Below are 17,197 nucleotides of genomic sequence, written 5' to 3' on the forward strand. Positions count from 1 at the left end.
CGACTGGCGGAACGCTTATCAAGGGGCAAACGGGAGTAGCGCTGCATGAAATTCAACCTCGATACCGCCTGGAAGGACGCCTCGCGATTGCTGTCGCGCAACCTGGGGCTGCTGGCGGTCGTCGCCGGGGTCTTCTTCTTCCTGCCCTATGCCGGTGTCGCCATGGCCCTGCCCGAGATGGGCGATCTGCAGGCCGCGCAGGCCAGCGGCAATTTCGACCTGATGGCAGCGGCCGCAAGCGATCTGTACGCCAGCTATTGGTGGCTGTTCCTGGTCCTCGCGATCATCCAGGGGATCGGCCTGCTGGCCATGCTCGCGCTGGTCCGGCAGCGCGCCAATCCCACGGTGGGCGAGGCGCTGGCCGCAGGCGGGCGGTCGGTGCTCAGCTATATTGCCGCGCAACTGCTGCAGGTGGCGCTGATCGTCTTCGTCGCCGTCCTGCTGACCGCGATCGGCGCATTGACCGGGTTGCAGGCGCTCGCGGTGCTTGGCGGTATCGTCGCCTTCGTCGTCACTTGCTATATCGTGGTCAAGCTGTCGCTGGTCGCGCCGGTCATCGCGATCGAGGGGGAACGCAATCCGGTCCGGGCGCTCAGGCGGTCCTGGACGCTTACCCGCGGGCAAAGCTTCCGCCTGTTCCTGTTCTACCTGCTGCTGCTGGTCGCCTTCATGGTTCTGTCTGTGGTCATCACGCTGGTGCTGGGCCTGCCCTTCGCGCTGGCCGGGGAACAGGCCGCGCTGCTTGGCGAAGGCGTGCTTTCGGGGCTGGTAAATGCCGTGATGGTGGTGGTGGCGGTGTGCGTGCTGGCTGCGGTGCACACGCAGCTGGCCCGGCTGGGCCATGAACGGACGCCGTCAGCCGACGGCTAGTCGGCGGGGTCTTTCCAGCCCCAGAACAGCTGGCACGGCAGGACATTCCAGAATTCGAACCCGCGATCGATCCGGCGGAAATGCTTGGCCATGAAATCGCGTGCCTTGGCCGAGAACTGATAGACGAGGAACGCCCCGCCCGGGCGGATCACGTCATGGGTGGCCTTGGCGATTGCAGGTCCGACGCCATCGGGCAGGGTCGAGAACGGCAGGCCGGAAAGGACATAGTCGGCGCCGTCATGGCCGTGTGCCCTGACGATTTCGACCACGTCGGCCGCCGAGCCGTGTACCGCGTGGAAACGGCTGTCGCGGAAGTGCTTGCGCAGATAGTCGATGTACAGCGGGTTGGTGTCGATCACGATCAGCGTGCCATCGCGCCGCAACCGGTCGAGCACGGGTTGGCAGAAAGTGCCAACTCCCGGGCCGTATTCGACAAACACCTCGCAGCGGTCCCAGTCGACCGGCGCCAGCATCTTGCGGATGGTGAAGCGCGAAGAGGGAATGATCGACCCGACCATCCGCGGTTCTTCGATGAACCCGCGAAAGAACACGCCCCACTGGCCGAAAGCCCGCGCGAGCCGTTTGCGCATGTTCGGCCGCGCGATCACGCCAGCGCCCTGATGTCCGGTCAAAATTGCCAACCCTATGACAGTTCGATGAAGCCGCCGGTTTGCCAGTCCCGCTAGTCCATTGCAAGGATGCGGGCGCGCGCCTACCGCTGGTGCCGATGGCCGATATCGATCCCGCCCGCCCCCTGACGGAGCCGCCTGCCGAACGCGCGCGCGCCATCCCGCGGGGACGGATGGCGTTGCTGTTCGCCGTGATGCTGACCACCGCTGCTGGCAATACGGCGATGCAGTCGGTGATGCCTTCGATCGGCACATCGCTGGGCGTGGACGACGTCTGGATCAGCCTGGCCTACAGCTGGTCGGCGCTGCTGTGGGTGGTGTGCGCACCGTTCTGGGCGCGGAAATCGGACCAGCGCGGACGCAAGGCGATGATGGCGCTCGGAATGCTCGGTTTCATCGCCAGCTTCGTCCTGTGCGGATTGATCCTGTGGCTGGGCCTGGCGGGCATCTTCCCCGCGCTCTGGTGCCTCCTGCTGTTTGCTGCGGCGCGCAGCCTCTATGGCGGTTTCGGCAGCGCCGCCCCGCCGGCAGTGCAGGCCTATGTCGCCAGCCGGACGCCGCGCGCCGAACGCACGCAGGCGCTGTCGCTGATTGCGTCGAGTTTCGGGCTGGGCACGGTCATCGGCCCTGCCCTTGCCCCATTGATGGTCCTGCCAGTGGTGGGGCTGGCCGGGCCGTTCCTGGTGTTTGCGCTGATCGGCGCGATCACACTGGTCGCCGTGCGGTGGCGGCTGCCCAATGACGAGCCGCAATTCCCGGCGCGCGGCACCGCCTACGAATCGCCCCATTCGGGCAGTCCGCCCAACGAGGTCGGCAAGGACGAGAGCGACGAAGAAGATGCGGTTGGGGCCGAGCCGGGCAAGCTGCGCTGGTTCGAACCGCGGCTGCGGCCGTGGGTCGTATCGGGCCTTCTCGGCGGCCATGCTCAGGCGATGGTGCTCGGGATCGCGGGCTTTCTTGTGCTCGACCGCCTGGGCCTGCGCGGCGACCCCGCTGCGGGGGCGGGCCCCGTGGGGCTGGTGCTGATGGCCGGTGCCATTGCCACGCTGCTGGCGCAATGGGGCCTGATCCCGCGTCTCGACCTCGGTCCGCGCGCCGCATCGTTATGGGGCATTGCCATCGCTGCTGTGGGGACTGTGGTGCTCGGCCTCGGACAGACGATCCACACCATCGCGCTGGGCTATTCGATCGCCTCGCTCGGCTTCGGGCTGTTCCGTCCGGGGAACACCTCGGGCACTTCGCTGGCCGTCAGCCGCGCCGAACAGGGGCAGGCTGGCGGGGTGACCGCTTCCGTCGCGGGGGCGAGCTTCATCTATGCCCCCGCGCTCGGCGTGTGGCTGTACAACCATTCGGATTGGCTGGGCTTCGGTTTGATCGTCAGCCTGTGCGCAATCGTTTTCGCCTATGGCTGGCTGGCCTTGCAGCCGGACGTCGCGCTCACCAGCGAACGCCGCTAGAGGATTTCAAGCACCCGTTCCTGCGGCCGGCACAGCCGCGCACCCTTCTCGGTTTCGACCAGCGGCCGTTCGATCAGGCTCGGTTCGGCTGCCATCGCCGCCAGAACATCCTCGGCAGGTGCATCGACCAGCCCGCGTTCCTGCGCATCGGTCCCGCGTGTGCGCAGGCCTTCGTTGGGAGTGATGCCGGCATCGCGATAGAGCTGCCGCAGCTTGTCCGCAGTGGGCGGGTGCTTGAGATACTCGATCACTTCCACCTCTAGCCGGGACAGATTCTCCAGGATGGCCAGCGTCTTGCGCGAGGTGCCGCATTTCGGGTTGTGCCAGATTGTCGCTTTCATCGAATGGATCTCCTTTTCGCACAGTTGGCTAATCGAGCTGCGCGGGGGAGAAAAGGGCACAAAACCGATCCCGCCTCATTTTCCATCTTGCGAATGCGAGTGATTCTCAATATCAGCCCGGCGCACACCAACGGACACCACAGGGGATATGATGAGATCGACACTCGAACCGGCCACGCGCATTTTCGGCGCGCCCGTCAGGAACCGCAGCGCTGGCTGGAAAACGGGATCGGCCCTCGCTGCTCTGGCCGCTGCCTGCACGCCCGCAGCGGCGCTTGCGGCGGATGAGGCGGCCACGGAAAATGACGAACAGATCGTTGTCACGGCGACCCGCATTCCGCTGCAGATTGCGGACGCCCCGGCGACGGTAACCGTGATCGACGACGAGCAGATCGCCGACGAACTGGCCACCGACATCAAGGACCTCGTGCGCTACGAACCCGGCGTTTCGGTGCGCCGCGCACCGGCCCGCTTCGGTGCCGCGCTGGGCGCGACCGGGCGTGCCCGGAACGAAGACTTCATCATCCGCGGGATCGGCGGGAACCGGGTGCTCATTCAGGTCGATGGCATCCGCAGCCCGCAGGGCTTTTCCTTCGGCGCGCAGGATGCGGGGCGCGGCGGGTACACCGATGTAAGCCTCGTCAAATCGGTCGAGATCCTGCGCGGTCCGGCTTCCGCACTTTACGGCAGCGACGGGCTGGCCGGCGCGATCAGCTTCACCACCAGCGACCCGGTCGATCTCATCGAACCCGGCAGCAGGTTCGGCGGATTTGTCCGTGCCTCCTATTCGAGCGCCGATGAGGAGTTCACCGAGACCGCGGCGCTTGCCGGCATCTTCGGCGATGTCTCGGCGATGCTGTCCTACACCCGGCGCGACTTCCAGGAACTGGAAAACCGCGGCGAAATCGGCGGCCTTGGCAGCACGCGCACGCTGCCCAATCCGCAGGACGGCAATTCGAACGCCGTCCTGGGCAAGCTGGTGTGGGATACCGGCGCGCACCGGGTGCGGCTGACGGGCGAATATCTCGAAACCGAAGTCGCCACCGATGTCCTCTCCGGGCAGGGGCCGGCCTTCCTCTTCGGCCCCTTCCCCAGCTGGATCGTCGACGATCTGACCGCACTCGACACCACCGAACGCGGCCGCGTGTCGCTCGACTGGACCTATGTCGGCGAAGGCGCGATCGATTACGCGCATGCCGCGGCCTATTATCAGGACGGGCAGGACGTGCAGTTCACCGACGAGGACCGCTCGCCCGTCGGCGCCACCCCGCGCCCCGATCGCGAACGGCTGAACACGTTCGAGAACGAAGTCTACGGCGCATCGGCAGAAGCGCGCAGCGTCTTCGGCAACGACGCCTTCCGCACCACGCTGGCCTTCGGCGGCGATATCAGCTGGACCCGGCAGGAAGGCCTGCGCGACGGCACCGAACCGCCCTTCGGCGAAGTCTTCCCGACCCGCGCCTTCCCCGCGACCGACTTCATGCTGGGCGGGCTGTTCCTGGCGAGCGAATTCACCTTTTTCGACGGCGCGCTGACGGTCTTTCCCGCGCTGCGGTACGACTTCTACGATCTCGATCCGACCGACGATCCGCTACTGCCCGAATTCGCCGGCTCTGCGCAGAGCGACGACCGCCTGTCACCCAAGCTGGGCGTGACGGTCAAGCTGGCGGACGACGTCCTGCTCTACGCCAATTACGCGCAGGGTTTCCGCGCGCCGACGCCGTACCAGGTGAACAACTTCTTCGAGAACCTGGCCTATGGCTACACCTCGCTGCCCAATCCGGACCTGGGCCCCGAAACCAGCGAGAGCTGGGAGGGCGGGATCAAGTTCTCGACCGAGGCAGTGTCGCTGCAGCTTGCCGCCTTCACTGCCGACTATGACGACTTCATCAGCCAGCAGGTCGTGGGCGGGTCGTTCACCCCGATGGACCCGGCACAGTACCAGTTCGTCAATTACGATGCAGTCGCAATCGAGGGCGTCGAGGCCAAGGCGAATTTCCGCATGGAGAACGGCTTCTACAGCCGCTTCGCAATCGCCTATGCCGATGGTGATATTCTCTCGCCAGGTCAGGCCCCCGCCCCGCTCGACACGATCGACCCGCTCAACCTGGTTCTGGGAATCGGCTATCGCCAGCCGCAAGGGCGCTTCGGCGGCGAGCTGATCGCGACGCATCACGCACGCAAGCCGCTCGACGAGACCGACGGCGGCTATCGCCCCGATGCCTTCACCATCCTCGATGCCACGGCTTTCTTCGCCGTGACCGACGCGCTCAAACTGCGCGCGGGCATCTTCAACATCTTCGACGAGAAATACGCCTACTGGCAGGACGTCAGGGGCCTCTCGGCCACTTCCACCACGACCGATGCCTATACCCGGCCCGGCCGCAATGCGAGCGTTTCGCTCAGCTTCCAGTTCTGAGGGAGGACACCATGACCAACGTACGAACTTTCTTCCGCACCGCCCTTCTCGCCACCGCGCTCGTCGCCGCCCCCGCATTGGCCGACGGCCCGATCGCGGACCGCGGCGAAGCGGTCGAGAACGCCCATTTCGAGCGCGACCGCGAAACCATCCTGAGCATGGCAGGCGATTACAAGGTCCGCTTCGACATGCAGGAATCGACCCCGTGGATGACGGGCTACGAACCACTCGACCGCAAGATTTCGGGCGGGCACGAATCGGTCCGCGTGGTCGAGGATACCGGCACCAGGATCGTCCTCCAGCACCTGCTCGTCGTGGGCGAGGAAGGCGAGGAATTCGTCATCAAGCACTGGCGCCAGGACTGGGAATACGAGCCCGAGAAAATCCTCGCCTATACCGGCCCCAACAAATGGGAATGGGTCGAAATGCCCGAACGGCTGCGCAATGGCCGCTGGTCGCAGACGGTCTATCAGGTCGACGACAGCCCGCGCTATGCCGGCTGGGGCGAATGGCAGGACAGCCAGGGCATCCGCCGCTGGCGTTCGAACTGGACGTGGCGCCCGCTCGCCCGCCGCGATGCGGTGCGCGACCCGGTCTACGATCGGTATGCGTCGATCAACCGCCACCAGCTGACCCCCACCGGCTGGATCCACTGGCAGGACAACACCAAGATGATGCCCGATGGCTCCGCCGCGGAAGGCCTCACGCCGGTGGTTCAGGAATATGTCCTCAACACCTATGACGCCTTCGACGACTACAATGTCGCAGCGGCGGATGCCTATTGGGCGGACACTGCAAGCTACTGGAAAGCGGTTCGCGCCGAATGGGATGCGGTGGCGCAGGCGCGCGGCGGCATCACCATCGCCGAGGAAGCGCAGACCGGGACGGTGATCAGCGGCCGCCTGCTGACCATCGCGAACGAGATCCGGTCGGGCGATCTCGGCGAAGCGGCAGCGATTGCCGAAGCGCGCGAATTGATTCGCACGGCGACGGCCCCGAGGGCTGCGGCGAATGCGGCAACCGCAGCCGGATACTGATGCGCTGAGGCAACACTATCGCAGGGCGGCACGGGTGAAAGCCGTGTCGCCCTGCGCGAAGACTACGGGATATCCCCGAGTGCCCTTGCAAGTGCGAATACTTCTCAATAGCTGACCGGGGCAATTGAGACCTCTATCACTTGCGAGATCCGGATGCCCCATCTTCACCGCCGCGCCGCCCTGCTTGCCGGTGCCGCCCTGCTCTTCCCCGCCGTGGCCCACGCCGACGACGACGTGCAGCCCGAGCGCAGTTACCTGCCGACCGACATCGTGGTCACGGGCAATGGCGAGTCGGATTACGGCATGCAGGACGGATCGAGCGCGACCAAGACCCCGACCCCGCTGATCGACGTACCGCAGGGCGTCAGCTATATCACCGAGGACCAGCTGGAAGACCAGTCGATCCGCCAGCTGAACGAAGCGCTGCGTTATGTCCCCGGCATCAGCATGGAGACCGGTGAAGGCCACCGCGACGAGGTGTTCATCCGCGGGCAGGAAAGCACCGCCGATTTCTACATCGACGGGCTGCGCGACGATGCGCAATACTACCGCTCGCTCTACAACATCGAACGCGTCGAAGTGCTCAAGGGCGCCAATGCGCTGATCTTCGGCCGCGGCGCGGGCGGCGGGGCGATCAACCGCGTCGCCAAGCGCGCGGAACTGAACGGCCAGGCAGTGTCGGGCGAAGCCAGCATCGACAGCTTCGGTGCCTTCGCGCTGCTGGCCGATGTCAACCAGCCGCTGTCCGGCAGCGCCGCGCTCCGGCTCAATGCCACCTATGAGGAATTCGACAGCCACCGCGACTTCTACGAAGGCCGCTTCTTCGGCATCTCGCCGACCCTGACGGCCGAGCTCGGCCCGCAGACCACGCTGGTCGCCAGCTACACCTATGACGACGACCGCCGCGTAACCGATCGGGGCGTGCCCTCGGTCGCTGGGACCGGCCCGCTGCGCGGCTACGACGAAACCTTCTTCGGCGATCCCGGCTTCAACCAGGCCGAAGCGCAAGTGCATATCGGCCGCGTCCGGATCGAACACGAATTCGGCGGCGGGCTCAGCGCCAATGGCACGATCCAGTATGCCGATTACGACAAGGTCTATGCCAACATCCTGCCGAGCGGGCTCGACAGCACGGCCGATACCGTGTTCCTCGGCGGCTATCGGGACTATACCGACCGCGAAAACTGGATCGGCCAGGGCAATCTGGTCTGGCAGGCGGGCGGGGATACGCTTGAATCCACGCTGCTGCTGGGTTTCGAGGTCAGCCGGCAGGACACGCGCAACGGACGCGATACGGTCAGCTTCACCCGTGCCCCGGGAACCGGCGGGCTGGCTCCGAACGAGACGCCCCTTGGCGAGACGATCTTCATCCCGCCCTACACGCTCGATGCAGGTGCGCGGCTGCGCGATTCGCAGCTGGAAACACTGAGTTTCTATTTGCAGGAGCAGCTCCAGATCGGTGACCACGTCGAACTGGTCGGCGGTCTTCGGTGGGACCGTTTCGACCTCGACACGCTCGATCTGGTGGGCGGCGTTGCGGGTGACCGGGTGGACGAAAAGGTCAGCCCGCGCTTCGGCGTGATCGTGAAGCCCAACCGCGACCTGTCGATCTACGCTTCCTATGCGGAAAGCTTCCTGCCGCAGGCGGGCGACCAGTTTCTCGTGCTCAGCCCGACCTCGGCGCAGTTCGAACCGGAAAAGTTCACCAATTACGAACTGGGCGTGAAATGGGCGCCGCTGGCAAAGGTCCTGGTGACTGCCGCGGTGTTCCGCCTCGACCGCAGCAAGACCCCCTTCACCGACAGCACCGGCGTAACCACCCTGACCGGTGAAAGCCGCGTCGAAGGGTTCGAGATCGGCGCGGTGGGCGAAATCACCGACTTCTGGAAAGCCAATATCGGCTACACCCATCTCGACGGCGAACTGCGCACGGCGAGCAGCTTCGGCCCCGCGGGCCAACGCCTGCAGCAGACGCCCAAGCACCAGATCGCCGCGTGGAACCGCTTCGATGTCACCGAACAACTGGGCTTCGGCTTCGGCGTGATCCACCAGTCCGACCAGTTCGCGAGTTTCTCGAACACGGTCGAACTGCCGAGCTACTGGCGGGTCGATGCCGCGGCGTTCTACACGGTCAGCGATCGCCTGAGCCTGCAGCTCAACATCGAGAACCTGTTCGACGAAACCTATTACCCGAGCGCGCACGGCAACAACAACATCCAGCCCGCCGAACCCTTCAGCGCGCGGATCGGCGTGCGCTTCGCGCTCTAGTCGCGCGTCGCCGGGGCGCTGATCGCGGGAACTTCCCGCGCGGCGTCCCGGGCATCGATGCCGGGCGCGGGCGCGGCGCTGATCGTCTCCGCCCGCCGGGCCACCCGGCCGGCCCGCTCGATCGCGCGAACCAGCCGCGGATAGACCCCGCAGCGGCACAGATTGGGGATGGCCGCCTTTATTTCCGCTTCACTCGGCGCGGCGGTCTTGGCCAGCAGCGCGCTGGCGGCCATCGCGATGCCGGGCGTGCAATAGCCGCACTGGATCGCCTGCTGGGCCACCAGCGCCTGCTGCACCGGATGCGACCGGTCACGGCTGAGCCCCTCGATCGTGGTGATGAACCGCCCTTCGGCCTCGGAAATGGTGATCAGGCACGATCGCAGCGCCTCGCCATCGACATGCACCATGCAGGCGCCGCAATCCCCCTCGCCGCAGCCATATTTGGTGCCGGTCAGATTGGCCGCATCGCGCAAAGCCCACAACAGGGGGGTATCGGGATCCATCAGGAAGCGCATCGGCTTCCCGTTCACGGTCATGCTGGTCATGCGCGGCGCGGCCTAGTGAGGCTTCAGTGTTTCCAGCTGTCGTCGATCTTCGACACGCGGCGCTTCCACGCTTCGAAGTCGAACACGCCGGCGCCGCCCTGCGATTGCATCACCGACAGATCGCGCTGGTGCACATCTACGACTTCCTGCGAGATGACATTGGCTTCACCCTGGCTCAGCGTGGCAACCTGGATTTCGCAGGCGCGTTGCAACGCCCACATCTTCACGAACATCCCCTGGATGGTCTTGTCCATAACCACCGGCCCGTGGTTGCGCAGCATCAGGATCGAATTGTTGCCGAGGTTCTGGACCAGCCGTTCGCCTTCCTCGGCGCGAACGGTGACGCCTTCGAAATCGTGATAGCCGATCTGCCCCTGGAAATTGCAGGCATAGAAATTGGTCGGCAGCAATCCGTCCTTGTGGCTGCACACCGCCATCGTCGCGGTGGTGTGGACATGACAGATCGCATTGGCCCGCGCGCCCAGCTTCTCGTGGAAATAGGCATGCTGCGTAAAGCCCGCCTTGTTGACCATGTATTGCGACGGGCCGACATTGTTGCCCTCGACATCGATCTTGACCAGGTTCGACGCGGTAACTTCGTCATAGAGCAGGCCGAAGGGGTTGATGAGGAAGACGTTTTCCTCACCCGGGACGGCAACCGAGATATGGTTGTAGATGCTCTCGCCCCAGCCGAGGTGATCGAAGATGCGGTAACAGGCCGCCAGGTCCTGCCGCGCCTGCCATTCGGCATCGCTGCATTCGAAATCGCGGGTTTTCATCTGGGTGGCCATGGCTCGCTCTCTCCGTAAGCGGTTTCGTTTGAAGACCTGTATCGCACGCCCGAAGGCTTCTTCGCAAGCGCCCGAAGGCTTCTACGCGAGCGGGAAGAGTTCGCGCTAGGCAAGCGCGCGAGCGGGCGCTAACGCCCGCAGCGATGAGCGAGATGGCCAAATTAGCCAGCGGCAGTATCCGCGGCCATCTGGTGGGACAGACGCTGCCGATGGTCTTCGGCGTTGCGGCGATCATGTCGGTCGGCCTGATCGACGCCTATTTCATCGGCCAGCTCGGCGCGCAGGAACTCGCTGCGGTGAGTTTCATCTTCCCGATCACCATCGCGCTTTCGAGCCTCGGCGTCGGGGTCATGGTCGGCATCAATTCGGTGATCGCGCGCGCACTGGGCGAAGGCGATGCCGAACGCGCCGGCCGGCGGGCCAATTTCGGCGCGGTGTTCGCGCTTGCGACCGGGGTGGCGCTGGGCGCGATCCTCTATCTGCTGCTCGATCCGCTGTTCCGGCTGATGCAGGCATCCGAAGAGCTGCTGCCGCTGATCGGCGAATACATGCGTCCCTATGCGCTCGGCCTGCCAGTCATGCTGCTCCAGATGGGGCTGAACGGCGTGCTGCGCGGCCAGGGCGAGGCGCGCAAGACCAGCTATGTCTCGCTGACCTATTCGGTGGCCAACTGGGCGCTCGACCCGATCCTGATAACGGGCGCTTTCGGGATCGGGGGCTTCGGCGTGGCGGGCGCGGCCTATGCGACGATCGCCGGGTTCTTCATAGCGATCCTTGTCGCCCTGTGGCTGATCAAGGGCGCGCGCCTGCAGATCAACCCCGCAGCGATCCGCGACTGCAACGTCGCGGGATCGAGCAAGGCCATCCTCTCGGTTGCCGGTCCGGCGGCGTTCTCCAACGCGATCAACCCGATCGGCCTCTCGGTACTCACCGCGCTGCTGGCCAGCCAGGGCGAGGCCGCAGTCGCCGGGTTCGGCGCGGCAGGGCGGTTGCAAAGCTTCGCAGTGGTGCCGCTGCTGGCGCTGTCGGGATCGATCGGGGCGATCGTCGGGCAGAACTGGGGCGCAGGCCACGCCGACCGCGCACGCCGCGCCATGTGGTGGTCGGGCCTGTTCTGCGTCGGCTACGGCCTCGCAATCGCCGTGGTGCTGTTCTTCACCGGCGACTGGTTCGCGGATATCTTTACCGACGATCCGGCCGTGATCGAGGAGTTCTCGCGCTATCTGGCGATTTCGGTATGGGGCTATGCCGGCTTCGGCCTGCTGATCGTGGCCAATGGCGCGCTCAATGCGGTCGACAAGGCCGGACTTGCGCTGGCGCAAAGCGCGGCGCGGGTCTTCCTGGTCATGCTGCCGTTCGGCTGGGTGCTGCGCTCCGGCTGGGGTTCCTCGGCGATCTACGCAGCGGAGCTGGTCGCCAATCTCGCCGGCGGCGCGCTGGCCGCTTTCATCGTCTGGCGCGTGCTGCGGGCAGGCCCCGATCGAGGGCGTCAGGCTCAAACCAATACTTAACCATCATGGTCCATAGCCCTTCCGATCGTACGAGGGGCAATGATACATGGATGACCTGTTGGCGGACTTCGTCGCCGAAACTCGCGAGATGCTGGAAGCCAGCAGCGGCGAAATCGTCGCGTGGGAAGCCGATCCGTCCGATACGGCGCGGCTCGATACCATTTTCCGTTTCGTCCACACGGTTAAGGGAAACTGCGGCTTCTTCGACTTCCCGCAGCTCGAGAAGCTCAGCCATGCGGCGGAGGATGCCCTGTCCGAATGCCGCAGCGGACGCCGCGAACCCGACCGTGCGCTGGTATCGGCAGTGCTCGCGATAATCGACCGGATCGGCGTGATGACCGATTCGATCGAGGCCGGCGAGGAATGTTCAGCCGAGGGCGACGATGACTTGATCGCCGCGCTGCAACCCGGCGAGATCACCAGCGTCGTCGGCGAACCCAAGGCCGCGACGCCGCAGCAGGCGGAACCCGCCGACGGCGAAGACGATGCCGCGCCCAAGGCCGCGCGCAGCAATGGCGTCCAGCGGTCGATCCGCCTGCCGACCGAATTGCTCGACGAGGTTATGAAGGGCGTGTCGGACATGGTCCTGGCGCGCAACGATCTGGCGCGGCGCCTGCGCGAGGCGGGCGAGCAACCGACGATCGACGGCCCCTTCGACCGGCTCAGCGCGATCCTCGCCGATGTTCGCAATGCAATCACCCGCATGCGCATGCAGCGGCTTGAACATCTGTTCGGCTCGCTCCCACGGCTGGTCCGCGATCTCTCGAACGAGCTGGGCAAGCAGGTCATGGTCGATTTCGAAGGCGGCGAAGTGGAGCTCGACCGCGAAATGGTCGAAATGGTCCGCGATCCGCTGACGCACATCATCCGCAACGCGATCGACCACGGGCTCGAAGGGCCGGGCGAACGCATCAAGGCCGACAAGCGCGAGATCGGCCTGCTGAAATTCGCCGCACGCCAGTCGGGCAACCGGATCACGCTGACGATCAGCGACGACGGGCGCGGCATCAATATCGAACGCCTGGCAGCCAAGGCTGTCGCGGCGGGCATCTACAGCCAGGCCGAAGTCGATGCCATGTCGCAGCGGCGCAAGCATTACCTGATCTTCGAACCCGGCCTGTCGACGGCCGACGAGGTCAGTTCGGTGTCGGGCCGGGGCGTGGGAATGGACGTCGTGCGCGCAAACATCGAACGCGTGGGCGGGTCGATCGACGTCGCCAGCAAACCCGGTGAGGGCACGAGCTTCTATCTCAAGCTTCCGCTCACGCTCAGCATCATCGCCGCGCTGACCGTAGGCAGCGACGGGCAACGCTACGCCATCCCGCGCAGCTATGTCGAAGAGATCGTGTTCGGGTCGAGCGACCATATCGACTTCGCCGAAGCGGGCGATCGTCGTCTCATCACCTTCCGCGGGAAACGCGTGCCCTGCCTTTCGCTGGCCGAGATCCTCGGCACCCAGGCCGGCGATGCAATGGACTGGGAAGCCAGCACGCTGGTGCTGGTGCGCCTTGCCAGCGACGATATCTTCGCGCTCGCCGTCGATCGGGTCTACGATCACGAAGACGTGGTGGTCAAACCGATCGCACCCGCGATCATGGACACCGGACTCTACGCTGGCACTACCCTGCTCGACGACGGCCGCCCGATGATGCTGCTCGACCTGCCCAGCATCGCGCAGAAGCACGAGCTCGTGAATGAGATGCGCAGCGCGACCCGCGTGCCCGAGGAAGAGACGGCCGAGCAGCGCAAGGCCCAGCCGATCATGCTCTTCACCGGGCTCGACGGTCGCCGGCGCGCCGTACGGCTCGAACTGGTCCGCCGCATCGACACCATCGCCCGCGAGGCGATCGATATCGAGGGCTCGCGTGTGCAGGCGGTCATCGACGGCGCGATCTACCCGCTTGCCGGCCTCGAACATGGTGAACTCACCGCGGACAGGTGCCGCCTGCTGCGCCTGTCCGATGGCGACAGCGAAATCGTCTACGCGGTCCGCGAGGTTCTCGATGCTGCCGAACTCGAGGGCGAGGTCATCCCATCGGATGCCGATGCCATGATCGAAGGCGTCGCGCTGATCGACGAGCGGCCCGTGCCGGTCATCGACGGCCATGCGCTGTTCGCGCGCCACAGCGGGGGCCAGCGCAAGGCCCCGCCCCTGTCGTGCCGCCTGCCCGCCGACAGCGACTGGGCGCGCACCATACTCGAGCCGCTGGTCGAAGCCGCTGGCTATCGCATTGCCGGTGACGGGGATGAAGAAAGCGACGTCGCGATCGAGCTGGCCGAAGCCCCGGCGGTGGCCGCGGGACCGGCGCGGCGCGTCATCCGCCTGCGCCACGAACCCGATGCACCCGGCGACGGGGCGGACAGTATCTACCGCTATGATCGCGAAGCGCTCTTGAACGCGCTCAAACGAGCCCGGATGGGAGAAACAGCATGAACGACCTGCTGCTCATGTGCATGGTCGCGGGGCGCCGGGCGGCGATCCCCGCGATACGCGTCCAGTCGGTCATCGAGATCGAGGACATCACGCCGATTCCCGGGGCCCCCGCTTTCATCCGCGGCCTGACCGCGCTGCGGAGCCAGGCGTTGACCGTGATCGATTGCTCTGTCGCGCTGGGTTTCGAAACAGCCCAGGCGCCGCCCGACCAGCGGGCCGCGGTCGTCGAGATCGACGGCCATCTCTATGCCCTGCTGGTCGATGCTGCCTACGATGTCGGCGAAGCGCTGAGCGATCCGATCGAGGTGCCCGGCGGGTTCGGCGCCGGGTGGCAGGCGGCAACGCGCGGCATGGTCGAAACCGATGGCGGTCCCACGCTGCTGATCGATGTCGAAGCGCTCGTGTCCGGCCCGGTTTCGCAGGCGGCTTAAGCGATTGGTTACCCTCGGCCGCTACGGATGGCTGGCAAACACCAGAGGTCATTGAAATGAAATCCTGCCTAATCGTCGATGATTCGCGCGTCATCCGCAAGGTTTCGAGGCATATCCTCGAGACGCTCGGCTTCCAGGTCGAGGAAGCCGAAAACGGTCAGGAGGGACTGGACAAGTGTGCCGAGAGCATGCCCGACGTCGTCCTGCTCGATTGGAACATGCCGGTCATGACGGGCATCGAATTCATCACCCAGCTGCGCCAGCGCGAGGGGGGCGACAAGCCCAAGGTCGTGTTCTGCACCACGGAAAACGATGTCGCGCACATTCGCGAGGCGATCAATGCCGGGGCCGACGAATATGTCATGAAACCGTTCGATCACGAGACGCTGCAGATCAAGCTCCAGCTTGTCGGCATGGCCTGAAGGATCTGACATGGGCGCGCCCCTCCGTTCCGAAATACTGAAACCAGCCGGCACCGGGGGATTCTGCCCCGATCCGGTTCGCGTGATGATCGTCGATGATTCGCTGACCGTGCGCACGGTGTTCTCGCGCATGATCAAGCAGGAACGCGACATGTCGATCCTGGCGACTGCGAACAGCGCCGAGAGCGGCCTCGCGGAACTCGCCAAGGCCGCACCCGACGTGATGCTGCTCGATCTGGAAATGCCCGGCATGGGCGGGCTCGAGGCGTTGCCCCGGATCATGCAGGCGGCTCCGCAAACCAAGGTGCTGGTGATCTCTTCGCTGACGGCCGATGGCGCCGAGGCAACCGTCAAGGCGCTGTCGCTGGGCGCGGCGGACACCATGCTCAAGCCCCGCCCGGGCGGGTTCAACGAGGACTACAAGTCGAGCCTGCTTGGCAAGATCCGCGCACTCAAGGGCCCTTCGGCCAGCGACGCAGCGGCTGCCGCGGACGGCGTCGCCGCGCCTGCCGAGGTGCAGCGCGTCGGCAAACCGCCGCAGATCGTCGCCATCGGCGCCTCGACCGGCGGCATCCATGCATTGAACCTGTTCCTGCGGCAGGTCCCGAAGAATTTCGACCTGCCGATCCTGGTTACGCAGCATCTCCCGCCCAGCTTCATTCCCGTATTCGCGCAGCAGCTGGAAATGGCCGCCGAACGCCCGGCGATCCTCGCCGACGAAGGGACGATGATCGAGCGCGGGAAGATCTACATCGCGCCCGGCCACGGACATCTGGTGGTCCGCAAGTCGGGCGGCCGCCGGGTTCTCGGCCTGGCCTATCATCCGGTGAAGAGCGGCTGCATGCCCTCGGTCGATCCGATGTTCGAAACACTGGCCGAAGTGTATGACGGCCATGTCGCCGGGGTCCTGCTTTCGGGGATGGGCCGCGACGGCACCGACGGCGCCCATTCGCTGCTGGCCGCCGGCGGCACCATGTATGCGCAGAACGCGGAAACCTGCGCGGTGTGGGGCATGCCGCGCGCGGTCACCGAAATGGGCCTGGCTGCTGCGGTCCTGCCGCCCGCCGAATTGGCCGACGCCTTGCTGGCCAATGCGGGAGCCGATGCATGGCGGTAGACGATGCTTCGCACCGCATCATCGGCGACCTGCTTGCACAGCGTACGGGACAGCAACTGACGGAAGGACGCCGCTGGCGGGTTTCCAGTGCATTGGCTGGCCTGTTCCGCGAATGCGGGATCGAGAATGTCGACCAGCTGGCGTGCATGCTCGAGCGACCCGGCGAACAGCAGCTGGCAACCCGCGTGGTCGAGGCCCTGCTGAACAACGAAACCTATTTCTTCCGCGACAACGCTTATTTTTCCGTCCTCGCCAACCAGGTCCTGCCCGATCTTGCGCAGAAACGGGCCGCCACCAAACGGCTGTCGATCTGGTCGGCCGGTTGCTCGACCGGCCAGGAAGCGCTGAGCCTGGCAATGATCTTCGCCGAACAGCCGGGGCGGTGGAAGGACTGGACGATCGAAATTCTCGGAACCGACGTTTCGAACAAGGCAATCGCGACGGCGCGCAGCGGGCAGTATACGCAGTTCGAGATCCAGCGCGGGATCAGCGTCGCGCAGATGCTGAACTTCTTCACCGACTGCGACGGCCACTGGCAGGCCGCCGACAGGATCCGTTCGATGACGCGCTTCCAGCAGCACAATATCCTCGATTATCCGCCGTCCCCCGGACGGTTCGATCTGGTGATGTGCCGCAATGTGCTGCTGTATTTCGATCCGGAAACGCGCGCCGCCGCGTTCGACCGGCTCGCGGGCGGGATTGCCCGCGATGGCTGGCTGATGCTCGGTGCGGGCGAGACCGTGGTGGGCCAGACCGAACGGTTCAAGCCCGCCGCTTTCGGCTCGTCGCTTTACAGTCCGGTCCATGAGGACCTGGCCGCGGCCAACCGGCCGCCGCTGCGCGCCGCGGTCTCCTGAGCCGCCGCCGACGCCGCCCCAAAGGGTAAACCGACCATTTACGCTTCCTTAGCGAATACCGCGTAAAC

The 17,197-nt window shown here is 65.5% G+C and carries 15 protein-coding genes; 11 read left to right on the plus strand and 4 right to left on the minus strand.

The features are described from left to right. Positions 1-45 precede the first annotated feature (45 nt). The gene (locus GRI55_RS01265) at positions 46-870 is read left to right on the plus strand and encodes a glycerophosphoryl diester phosphodiesterase membrane domain-containing protein (protein WP_160765933.1); all 825 of its coding nucleotides are present in this window, start codon (positions 46-48) and stop codon (positions 868-870) included. Here GRI55_RS01265 and GRI55_RS01270 read toward each other — a convergent pair. Beyond that, positions 867-1,460 carry a class I SAM-dependent methyltransferase gene (locus GRI55_RS01270; protein ID WP_050601011.1) on the minus strand — a complete coding sequence of 198 codons (594 nt, stop codon included), beginning with the start codon at positions 1,458-1,460 and terminating at the stop codon, positions 867-869. The two genes, GRI55_RS01265 and GRI55_RS01270, sit on opposite strands and share 4 nt — an antisense overlap. Before the next feature lie 137 nt (positions 1,461-1,597). Between GRI55_RS01270 and GRI55_RS01275 the strand changes: the two genes are divergently transcribed. Continuing rightward, a complete protein-coding gene (locus tag GRI55_RS01275; protein ID WP_160766436.1) occupies positions 1,598-2,956 on the plus strand; it encodes an MFS transporter in 1,359 nt (452 codons plus the stop codon). On the opposite strand, the gene arsC is transcribed toward GRI55_RS01275, so the two are convergent. Then, complete coding sequence (gene arsC / locus GRI55_RS01280; protein ID WP_160765934.1) at positions 2,953-3,297, minus strand: arsenate reductase (glutaredoxin); 345 nt, start codon at positions 3,295-3,297, stop codon at positions 2,953-2,955. The genes GRI55_RS01275 and arsC overlap by 4 nt on opposite strands. A gap of 151 nt (positions 3,298-3,448) precedes the next feature. Here arsC and GRI55_RS01285 point away from each other — a divergent pair, with 151 nt between their 5' ends. The 3 genes from GRI55_RS01285 to GRI55_RS01295 all read left to right on the plus strand — a co-directional run bounded on the left by GRI55_RS01285 (position 3,449) and on the right by GRI55_RS01295 (position 9,021). Continuing rightward, a complete protein-coding gene (locus tag GRI55_RS01285; RefSeq protein ID WP_160766437.1) occupies positions 3,449-5,716 on the plus strand; it encodes a TonB-dependent hemoglobin/transferrin/lactoferrin family receptor in 2,268 nt (755 codons plus the stop codon). A gap of 11 nt (positions 5,717-5,727) precedes the next feature. Then, entirely contained in the window at positions 5,728-6,753 is a 1,026-nt protein-coding gene (locus tag GRI55_RS01290; protein ID WP_160765935.1) for a DUF6607 family protein, read from the plus strand. 153 nt (positions 6,754-6,906) lie between these two features. Further along, entirely contained in the window at positions 6,907-9,021 is a 2,115-nt protein-coding gene (locus GRI55_RS01295) for a TonB-dependent receptor (RefSeq protein ID WP_160765936.1), read from the plus strand. On the opposite strand, the gene GRI55_RS01300 is transcribed toward GRI55_RS01295, so the two are convergent. After that, positions 9,018-9,566 carry a (2Fe-2S)-binding protein gene (locus GRI55_RS01300; protein WP_160765937.1) on the minus strand — a complete coding sequence of 183 codons (549 nt, stop codon included), beginning with the start codon at positions 9,564-9,566 and terminating at the stop codon, positions 9,018-9,020. The two genes, GRI55_RS01295 and GRI55_RS01300, sit on opposite strands and share 4 nt — an antisense overlap. A 23-nt stretch (positions 9,567-9,589) precedes the next feature. Further along, positions 9,590-10,357 (minus strand): class II aldolase/adducin family protein, encoded by a 768-nt coding sequence (locus tag GRI55_RS01305; protein WP_063505933.1) that lies wholly within the window; start codon positions 10,355-10,357, stop codon positions 9,590-9,592. A 152-nt stretch (positions 10,358-10,509) separates the two neighbouring features. Here GRI55_RS01305 and GRI55_RS01310 point away from each other — a divergent pair, with 152 nt between their 5' ends. From GRI55_RS01310 to GRI55_RS01335, 6 genes are read left to right on the plus strand one after another with little or no spacing between them, the layout of a single operon-like run. After that, entirely contained in the window at positions 10,510-11,868 is a 1,359-nt protein-coding gene (locus tag GRI55_RS01310; protein WP_307019732.1) for an MATE family efflux transporter, read from the plus strand. Positions 11,869-11,914: 46 nt separating this feature from the next. Beyond that, positions 11,915-14,302 (plus strand): chemotaxis protein CheA, encoded by a 2,388-nt coding sequence (locus GRI55_RS01315; RefSeq protein WP_160765939.1) that lies wholly within the window; start codon positions 11,915-11,917, stop codon positions 14,300-14,302. Beyond that, the gene (locus GRI55_RS01320; protein WP_050600898.1) at positions 14,299-14,733 is read left to right on the plus strand and encodes a chemotaxis protein CheW; all 435 of its coding nucleotides are present in this window, start codon (positions 14,299-14,301) and stop codon (positions 14,731-14,733) included. The genes GRI55_RS01315 and GRI55_RS01320 overlap by 4 nt, the downstream gene beginning before the upstream one ends. Positions 14,734-14,789: 56 nt before the next feature. Further along, the gene (locus GRI55_RS01325; protein ID WP_050600899.1) at positions 14,790-15,155 is read left to right on the plus strand and encodes a response regulator; all 366 of its coding nucleotides are present in this window, start codon (positions 14,790-14,792) and stop codon (positions 15,153-15,155) included. Positions 15,156-15,165: 10 nt separating this feature from the next. Beyond that, entirely contained in the window at positions 15,166-16,272 is a 1,107-nt protein-coding gene (cheB, locus tag GRI55_RS01330) for a chemotaxis-specific protein-glutamate methyltransferase CheB (protein WP_228135280.1), read from the plus strand. Next, complete coding sequence (locus tag GRI55_RS01335) at positions 16,263-17,129, plus strand: CheR family methyltransferase (protein ID WP_160765940.1); 867 nt, start codon at positions 16,263-16,265, stop codon at positions 17,127-17,129. Before cheB ends, GRI55_RS01335 begins: the two co-directional genes overlap by 10 nt. Positions 17,130-17,197: the final 68 nt, after the last annotated feature.

The organism is Qipengyuania citrea, from assembly GCF_009828015.1.
Taxonomy (GTDB): Bacteria; Pseudomonadota; Alphaproteobacteria; order Sphingomonadales; family Sphingomonadaceae; genus Qipengyuania; species Qipengyuania citrea.

Coding starts and splice junctions, on each gene's coding strand:
- GRI55_RS01265 (WP_160765933.1), top strand. CDS start 46: ATGAAATTCAACCTCGATACCGCCTGGAAGGACGCCTCGCGATTGCTG.
- GRI55_RS01270 (WP_050601011.1), bottom strand. CDS start 1,460: ATGCGCAAACGGCTCGCGCGGGCTTTCGGCCAGTGGGGCGTGTTCTTT.
- GRI55_RS01275 (WP_160766436.1), top strand. CDS start 1,598: ATGGCCGATATCGATCCCGCCCGCCCCCTGACGGAGCCGCCTGCCGAA.
- arsC (WP_160765934.1), bottom strand. CDS start 3,297: ATGAAAGCGACAATCTGGCACAACCCGAAATGCGGCACCTCGCGCAAG.
- GRI55_RS01285 (WP_160766437.1), top strand. CDS start 3,449: ATGAGATCGACACTCGAACCGGCCACGCGCATTTTCGGCGCGCCCGTC.
- GRI55_RS01290 (WP_160765935.1), top strand. CDS start 5,728: ATGACCAACGTACGAACTTTCTTCCGCACCGCCCTTCTCGCCACCGCG.
- GRI55_RS01295 (WP_160765936.1), top strand. CDS start 6,907: ATGCCCCATCTTCACCGCCGCGCCGCCCTGCTTGCCGGTGCCGCCCTG.
- GRI55_RS01300 (WP_160765937.1), bottom strand. CDS start 9,566: ATGACCAGCATGACCGTGAACGGGAAGCCGATGCGCTTCCTGATGGAT.
- GRI55_RS01305 (WP_063505933.1), bottom strand. CDS start 10,357: ATGGCCACCCAGATGAAAACCCGCGATTTCGAATGCAGCGATGCCGAA.
- GRI55_RS01310 (WP_307019732.1), top strand. CDS start 10,510: ATGGCCAAATTAGCCAGCGGCAGTATCCGCGGCCATCTGGTGGGACAG.
- GRI55_RS01315 (WP_160765939.1), top strand. CDS start 11,915: ATGGATGACCTGTTGGCGGACTTCGTCGCCGAAACTCGCGAGATGCTG.
- GRI55_RS01320 (WP_050600898.1), top strand. CDS start 14,299: ATGAACGACCTGCTGCTCATGTGCATGGTCGCGGGGCGCCGGGCGGCG.
- GRI55_RS01325 (WP_050600899.1), top strand. CDS start 14,790: ATGAAATCCTGCCTAATCGTCGATGATTCGCGCGTCATCCGCAAGGTT.
- cheB (WP_228135280.1), top strand. CDS start 15,166: ATGGGCGCGCCCCTCCGTTCCGAAATACTGAAACCAGCCGGCACCGGG.
- GRI55_RS01335 (WP_160765940.1), top strand. CDS start 16,263: ATGGCGGTAGACGATGCTTCGCACCGCATCATCGGCGACCTGCTTGCA.